At 64.5% G+C, this 7,102-nt stretch carries 7 protein-coding genes; 4 read left to right on the top strand and 3 right to left on the bottom strand.

The window, feature by feature from the left end:
- The coding region (locus KBT70_RS05415; RefSeq protein WP_296629508.1) for a 3-dehydroquinate synthase family protein at positions 1 to 819 on the top strand (819 nt) is incomplete at its 5' end.
- A gap of 60 nt (positions 820 to 879) precedes the next feature.
- On the opposite strand, the gene tyrS is transcribed toward KBT70_RS05415, so the two are convergent.
- The gene (gene tyrS / locus KBT70_RS05410; protein ID WP_296629507.1) at positions 880 to 2,133 is read right to left on the bottom strand and encodes a tyrosine--tRNA ligase; all 1,254 of its coding nucleotides are present in this window, start codon (positions 2,131 to 2,133) and stop codon (positions 880 to 882) included.
- Between the two features lie 63 nt (positions 2,134 to 2,196).
- Here tyrS and KBT70_RS05405 point away from each other — a divergent pair, with 63 nt between their 5' ends.
- Genes KBT70_RS05405 through KBT70_RS05395 form a run of 3 tightly spaced genes read left to right on the top strand, consistent with a single transcriptional unit; the run spans position 2,197 to position 5,188 of the window.
- The gene (locus KBT70_RS05405) at positions 2,197 to 3,297 is read left to right on the top strand and encodes an anhydro-N-acetylmuramic acid kinase (protein ID WP_296629505.1); all 1,101 of its coding nucleotides are present in this window, start codon (positions 2,197 to 2,199) and stop codon (positions 3,295 to 3,297) included.
- Positions 3,297 to 4,049 (top strand): Asp/Glu racemase, encoded by a 753-nt coding sequence (locus KBT70_RS05400; RefSeq protein WP_296629504.1) that lies wholly within the window; start codon positions 3,297 to 3,299, stop codon positions 4,047 to 4,049. Before KBT70_RS05405 ends, KBT70_RS05400 begins: the two co-directional genes overlap by 1 nt.
- The gene (locus KBT70_RS05395; protein ID WP_296629502.1) at positions 4,046 to 5,188 is read left to right on the top strand and encodes an aminotransferase class I/II-fold pyridoxal phosphate-dependent enzyme; all 1,143 of its coding nucleotides are present in this window, start codon (positions 4,046 to 4,048) and stop codon (positions 5,186 to 5,188) included. The genes KBT70_RS05400 and KBT70_RS05395 overlap by 4 nt, the downstream gene beginning before the upstream one ends.
- A gap of 59 nt (positions 5,189 to 5,247) precedes the next feature.
- Here the strand turns inward: KBT70_RS05395 and KBT70_RS05390 are convergent, their stop codons facing one another.
- Positions 5,248 to 5,808 carry a sarcosine oxidase subunit gamma gene (locus KBT70_RS05390; protein ID WP_296629501.1) on the bottom strand — a complete coding sequence of 187 codons (561 nt, stop codon included), beginning with the start codon at positions 5,806 to 5,808 and terminating at the stop codon, positions 5,248 to 5,250.
- The coding region (locus tag KBT70_RS05385) for a glycine cleavage T C-terminal barrel domain-containing protein (protein ID WP_296629500.1) at positions 5,801 to 7,102 on the bottom strand (1,302 nt) is incomplete at its 5' end. The genes KBT70_RS05385 and KBT70_RS05390, both read right to left, overlap by 8 nt.

Genomic DNA, 7,102 nt, shown 5'->3' with positions numbered 1-7,102 from the left:
GTGATCGCCTTTGGCGGCGGCGTGATCGGCGATCTCGTGGGATTTGCGGCGGCGGTGCTGCGGCGGGGCGTGCGGTTTGTTCAGGTTCCGACGAGTTTGCTGGCGCAGGTGGACAGTTCGGTGGGCGGAAAGACAGGAATTAACGCGCCACAGGGCAAGAACCTGATTGGGGCGTTTCACCAACCGAGCCTTGTTCTGGCCGACACGGAGGTCTTGGGCACGCTGACGGAGCGCGATTATCTGGCCGGGTATGGCGAGGTCGCCAAATACGGGCTTCTTGGTGATAGTGATTTCTTTCAATGGCTTGAAGGCAACGCTTCACGTGCCGCAGCGGGTGATATGGCAGCGCGTATCCATCTGGTCAAACGATCGGTCGAGATGAAAGCCGAGATCGTGACGCGCGATGAGACCGAGCAGGGCGACCGGGCGTTGCTCAATCTGGGGCATACATTTTGTCATGCACTGGAGTCGGCGACACACTATGATGGGTCGCGGCTCTTGCATGGGGAGGGGGTTGCGATTGGTTGCGCCTTGGCGTTCGAGCTGTCGGCGCGGCTTGGCCTCTGCTCTCAGGAGGACCCAAGCCGGGTGCGGGCGCATTTCCGCGACATGAAGATGAAGGTTGATCTATCGGATATTGCAGGGGAATTGCCGGATGCCGATGGGCTGATCGCGCTCATGGGGCAGGACAAGAAGGTGGTTGATGGCAAGCTGCGCTTTATCCTTGCACGCGGTATTGGGGAGGCGTTCATCACCTCGGACGTGCCGCCGGAGGCGGTGCGTGACGTGCTGAAAGAGGCGCTGCGCGGGCGGGGGTGAACCTTACGGACCTTACAAATCTTAAGCTGATTTTGTAAGGTCCGGGGTTCGAATTTGCCCTCAGTCGGTCAGCTTGACGAGGGCATGACGTTTCTTGCCCGCCGAAAGCTTGATCGGCGATTTGAGGGCGGCGGCGTCGATCATCAGGCCTGCGTCGGTTAACGGTTCGTCATCCAAACGCGCGCCGTTTTCAGTGATGAGGCGCTTGGCCTCTTTGCCGGATTTGGCGAGACCGGCACGCACGATGAGTTGCACGATGGAAATCCCATCGGCGAGTTCATCCGCTGTCACCTCGACGGTGGGGAGGTCATCGCCCACGCCGCCGTGTTCGAACACCTCGCGGGCTGTGGCCTCGGCTGCCGCTGCTGCCTCGGCCCCGTGCAGAAGGGTTGTGACCTCGTTGGCGAGAATGATCTTGGCGGCGTTGATCTCGGAGCCTTCCAAAGCGCCAAGGCGGTCGCATTCCTCGATCGGCAATTCGGTGTAGAGTTTGAGGAAGCGCCCGGTGTCGGCGTCGGTGGTGTTGCGCCAGAACTGCCAGAATTCATACGGGCTGAGCATATCCGCCGAAAGCCAGACAGCGCCGCCTGCTGATTTGCCCATCTTGCGCCCGTCCGAGGTGGTCAGAAGCGGCGAGGTGAGGCCAAACACCTCATGGTCGATCACGCGGCGGGTGAGGTCGATGCCGTTGATGATATTGCCCCATTGATCCGAGCCGCCCATTTGCAGGACGCAGCCGTGACGGCGGTTCAATTCAAGAAAATCATAGGCTTGCAGGATCATGTAGTTGAATTCGAGGAACGAGAGCGATTGCTCGCGGTCGAGGCGCGATTTCACCGATTCAAAGGACAGCATCCGGTTCACCGAGAAATGCCGCCCGATGTCGCGCAGGAATTCAAGGTAGTTGAGCCCGTCGAGCCATTCGGCGTTGTTGAGCATCATCGCCTCTTGCGGGCCGTCGCCATAGGCGAGGTAGCGGGCAAAGACGCGGTTCATGCCGGCGATATTCTCGTCGATCTGGGCCGGGGACAGCAGCGGGCGTTCATCCGAGCGGAACGAGGGATCGCCCACCTTGGTGGTGCCGCCGCCCATGAGGGTGATGGGGCGGTGCCCGGTCTTTTGCAGCCAACGCAGCATCATGATGTTGAGCAAGTGCCCGACATGCAAAGATTTTGCCGTGGCGTCGTAGCCGATATAGGCGGTGACGGTTCCGGCACTCAACGCCTCGTCCAAACCCTGATAATCGGTGCAGTCGGCGAGATAGCCGCGCGACGTCATCACGTTCAGGAAATCGGATTTGGGGCGATAGGTCATAATGCTTGTCCCGGCTTGGTTTGCGCGGCATGTATATGCAGTCGGTGGGCAAAGGAAAAGGCCATGTTGAAGGCGGAACGCCTCTGTGCGTTGGGGGCGATGTCGGGCACCTCTTTGGATGGGGTGGATGCGGCCATGGTCGAGACCGATGGCGAGACGATTTTTGCCTTTGGCCCAACCGCTTATCGTGGCTATTCCGCCGAGGAGCAGGCGATTTTGGCGGCAGCGTTGGGCAAGTGGCCGGGCGAGGATCTGGAAGAGGCGCAAACGCTGGTCGAGGGTGCGCATCTGGAGGTTTTGAACCGGTTCGAGGGTGCCGCGCTGGTGGGGTTTCACGGGCAGACGCTGGCGCATGAGCCGCGCGGGCGGGGCACGCATCAGTTGGGCGATGGCGCGCGGCTGGCCGAGGGTTTGGGCCTGCCGGTGGTCTGGGATTTTCGCAGCGCGGATATTCGGCTGGGGGGCGAAGGTGCGCCGCTGGCCCCGTTTTTCCATTTCGCCTGTGCCAAATGGATCGGGGCGCAAGAGCCGCTGGCGTTTCTGAACCTCGGGGGCGTGGGCAATATCACCTGGGTTGATCCGAGCTATGCGCGGCCAGAGGAGGCGGGGGCCATTCTGGCGTTTGATACCGGACCTGCCAATGCGCCCATCAACGATCTGATGCTGGCGCGGCGGGGAGAGGCCTTTGACCGCGATGGGGCCCTGGCGCGTCAGGGCGAGGTGGCGCAAGGCGCGTTGGAGTTATTTCTCGACGAGCCCTATTTCATGCGGATGCCGCCCAAGTCGCTGGACCGGGACACCTTTGCCGACATGATCGGGCTGGTGGGAGAGTTGGGCGATGCCGATGCGGTGGCGACGCTGACCGGCATGGCGGCGGCGGCGGTGCTGCGGGGCATGGAGCATTGCCCGCGCCCGCCCGCGCGATTGCTGGTGACGGGGGGCGGGCGGCATAACGCCGTGATGATGCAGATGCTGCGCGCCGCCCTCGATTGTCCGGTGGAGCCGGTCGAGGCGGTGGGGCTCGATGGCGATATGCTGGAGGCGCAGGCCTTTGCCTATCTGGCGGTGCGGGTGGCGCGGGGGCTGCCCACCTCCTGTGCCAGCACCACGGGGGTGCGCGCGGCGGTGTCAGGTGGAACGATTAGCCGGGTGGAGGGGCTGTGATGCGGTATGATCTGGACGAGGGGGCGGGGGCCGGGTTGCGGCTTGGGATGATCATGCTCAGCACCGATGAAACGGTGGAATATGAGGCGCGGATGGTGCTGGCGGGGCGGGATGTGAACCTCATGCATGCGCGTATTCCGGCGAAGGCCGATGTGACGCCCGAGGATCTGGCGAGCATGGCGCCCGAGATGACGCGCACGGCGGCGCTCTTGCCGCGCGGGTTGCGGGCGGTGGCCTATGCCTGCACCTCGGGGGCCACGATCATCGGATCGGACGAGGTGGCGCGGCTGATCCATCTGGCGCATCCGGGTGTGCCGGTGAGCAATCCGCTGAGTGCGGTGATTGCGGCGCTGCATCGGTTGCAGGTGCGGCGGATCGCGATGGTAACGCCCTATGTGCGCGAGGTCAGCGGGCCGATGGCGGCGGCGCTTGGGCTGGCGGGGATCGAGGTGCTCCATGCTGTCAGTTTCGGGCAGAAAGAGGATTGGACCGTGGCGCGGATCACCGAGGCCAGCACACGCTGCGCGATGCTGGAGGCGGGGCGGATGCCGGGCGTAGAGGCGGTGTTTGCCAGTTGCACCAATCTGCGCAGCTTTGGGGTGATCGAGGCGGTTGAGGCGGAATTGGGCCTGCCGGTCGTCACCTCGAATCAGGCGCTCTTTTGGGATATGCTGGGCCGGGCCGGGGCTGATGCACGAGGATGGGGGCCGGGGCGGCTATTCACGATGGAACATGGAAAGATCGACGCATGAAGAATGATCAGTTGAAGCCCGCGACGATTGCCGCGCAGGCGGCGGGGGCCACGGATACCGCCACGGGCGGCGTGGTGCCGGGGATCTCGCTCTCTACGACCTACGGGCGGGATGCCGATTACGTGTTGCTACGGCCGGACAACATTTATGGGCGCGGTCAGAATGACACGGTGCGGCAGGCCGAAGAGGTGATCCGGCAATTGGAGGGGGCTGCGGCGACGCTGCTCTTTCCAAGCGGCATGGCGGCGGTGGCGGCGGTGTTTCGGGCGCTGCCCAGTGGCGCGCGGGTGGTGATGCAGACCGGCATTTATTGGGGGACGCTCAAATGGGTGCGGGCCTATTGCGTGCGCCGCGCCATCCTGCTCGACGAGATTGATGCCTCTGATCCCGGCGCGTTGGCTGCGGCGTGCCGGTCCTCGGCGGATATGGTGTGGATCGAGACACCGTCGAACCCGTGGTTGAAAACGGTCGAGATCGCAACAGCGGCGGGCATGGCGCATAAGGCGGGGGCGATTCTGGTGGTCGATGGCACGGCGGCGACGCCGGTCTTGACGCGGGCGCTGGATCTGGGCGCGGATATTGTGATGCATTCGGGGACCAAGGCGCTCAACGGTCATTCGGATGTTCTGGCGGGCGTGCTGTCCTGCCGCGAGCCGAGCAATCCGATGTGGCAAGAGGTCGTGACCGACCGGCATGATGCGGGGGCGGTGATGGGGCCGTTCGAGGCGTGGCTCTTGATGCGGGGCATGCGCACGCTGCCGCTCAGGATGGAGCGGATGTGCGAGAATGCGCTGGCGGTGGCCAGGTATCTGGAGGGGCATGCGGGGGTTGAGACGGTGTTTTACCCCGGATTGGAGAGCCATGCGGGCCATGCCATTGCCGCGCGGCAGATGTGCGGCGGCTATGGGTATCTGCTCTCTGCCGTGCTTACGGGCGGACGCGAGCGGGCGTTGCAGGTGGCGGGGCGGTTGCAGCTTTTCCATCGCGCGACGTCGCTGGGCGGGGTCGAGAGCCTTGTGGAGCATCGCCACACGATTGAGCCGCATACGGGCATCCCCGAGGGGCTGTTGCGGTTTTCGGTGGGGATCGAGGATGCGGGCGACCTGATCGCCGATCTGGCGCAGGCGCTGGAGGGCTAGGGCTGGGGCGCGTCGGCGTTTGGTTTGGGGTGAGGTCCCGGGGCGAGCCCGGGACGGGGTTAATGTGCCGAGCGCATCGCGGTGAGCAGGGCGTGATGCAGCGAATCCGCTGAAGAGCGGGGGCCGATCACCGAGATGTGGCGCGGGTTGTGGCACAAGAGGAAGCAGCCCATATGCTCGACCGCCGTGCGCTGCGCCTCGCCGCCTGAGAAGGCGCGGGTGTTGGCGTTGGTGAGGCGTTCCAGAACATCGGCCAATCCGTCGCCGCTGAGGTCAAAGCGGCACCATGCGCCGGTTTGGTCGGTGATGCTGGCGGTGCCCTTGGCCTCTGCCTTGATCCGTTCGGCCAAATCCTCGTGGGTCTCAATCGGCGCTGAAAGCATCCATTGATCCGGTCCCATCCAGAAGGCCATGAGATCAGTGCCGCCCATGCGGGCGGGGCCGGGGGCCGGGGCACCGATCAGGGAGGCTATGAGCGCGCTTGTCTGCGCCTCGTGTCCGAGACGGGCCGCGACGGAGGCGAGCGCGCGGTCGGTGACTTCGGTCAAGGTCACGGGGCCGTGGCTGTCGATACGGGGACGGGTCGCCCCGAGCGGGGTGATGGCGATGAGATCATGCACGGAGGCGCTCTCCTTCTGGATCGACAAAATGGGCGCTGACAACTTCGACCTCGTGATCGACGCCGGTCAGGGGCGAGACGAGGCGCAGGGTCTCGCCCATGCGGGTATCGCCCGATTTGAGCAAGGCCAGCGCGATTGCATGCCCGAGATTGGGCGAGTAGCAGGCGGAGGTCACATAGCCCTGATCATGGGCTGCATCGACCGGGCTGCCCTTTGTCATCAGATGCGCGCCGGCGGGCACCGGTTTGGAGCGGTCCACCGGGCGCAGGCCGACAAGGCGCAGCGCGTCCGGCGCATTGAGACCCTCGCGGCGCGAGAGCACAGCGCCGATCGAATCCTTGTTGGTCGAGACCATTTTGCCCATCCCGAGGTTGAGGGCTGTGGTGGTGCCATTGAGTTCGTTGCCTGCGGCGTGACCCTTTTCGATGCGCATGACGCCAAGTGCCTCGGTGCCATAAGCCACCACGTCAAACTCGCGCCCCGCCTCCATCAAGCGGCGGATCATGGCATCGCCGTAGCGGGTGGGCACGGCGATTTCATAGGCCAGTTCGCCCGAGAAGGAGATGCGGAAAAGACGCGCGGGCAGGCCACCGCAAACGGTGATCTCGCCGCAGGCCATGAAGGGGAAACCCTCGTTCGAGAGGTCGAATTCGGGGTCCACCACCTTTTGCAGGAGGTTGCGGGCGTTGGGGCCTGCGACGGAGTATTGCGCCCAAGCCTCGGTCGTGGAGATGAGTTGCACATCCATGTCGGGGCAGAGGCATTGGCGCACGAATTCCATGTGGCGATAGACCGTGACCGCATTGGCGGTGGTGGTTGTGACCACGAAGTGATCCTCGGCCAGACGCGCGGCGGTGCCGTCGTCCATGGCAATGCCGTCCTCGCGCAGCATGAGGCCGTAACGGGTGCGCCCGACGGGTAGTTTGGCGAAGGCGTTGCAATAGATCTTGTTGAGGAAGGCGGCGGCATCGGCCCCTTGCACGTCGATCTTGCCCAAGGTGGTCACATCGCAGATGCCAACCGAGCGGCGGGTTTGCAGCACCTCGCGGTCCACGCTCTGCCGCCAGTGGGTTTCGCCCGGACGCGGGAACCATTGCGCGCGCAGCCACATGCCGACCTCGACAAACACGGCCCCCTGTTCCTCGGCCCAGAAATGGCTCGGGGTCTTGCGGGTGGGGCGGAAATCCTTGCCGCGCGCGCGGCCTGCAAAGGCGCCGATGGCGGTGGGGGTGTAGGGCGGGCGGAACATGGTTGTGCCCACCTCGGGGATGGATTTGCCCGCCACCTCGGCCAT

Origin of the sequence: Roseovarius sp., assembly GCF_018066915.1 — a bacterium.
GTDB lineage: Bacteria > Pseudomonadota > Alphaproteobacteria > Rhodobacterales > Rhodobacteraceae > Roseovarius.
Note: the sequence above shows the minus strand (reverse complement) of the source record. Positions and strands in the feature narration are given on the sequence as shown.

Coding starts and splice junctions, on each gene's coding strand:
- tyrS (WP_296629507.1), bottom strand. CDS start 2,133: ATGACCTATCGCCCCAAATCCGATTTCCTGAACGTGATGACGTCGCGC.
- KBT70_RS05405 (WP_296629505.1), top strand. CDS start 2,197: ATGTTGAAGGCGGAACGCCTCTGTGCGTTGGGGGCGATGTCGGGCACC.
- KBT70_RS05400 (WP_296629504.1), top strand. CDS start 3,297: ATGCGGTATGATCTGGACGAGGGGGCGGGGGCCGGGTTGCGGCTTGGG.
- KBT70_RS05395 (WP_296629502.1), top strand. CDS start 4,046: ATGAAGAATGATCAGTTGAAGCCCGCGACGATTGCCGCGCAGGCGGCG.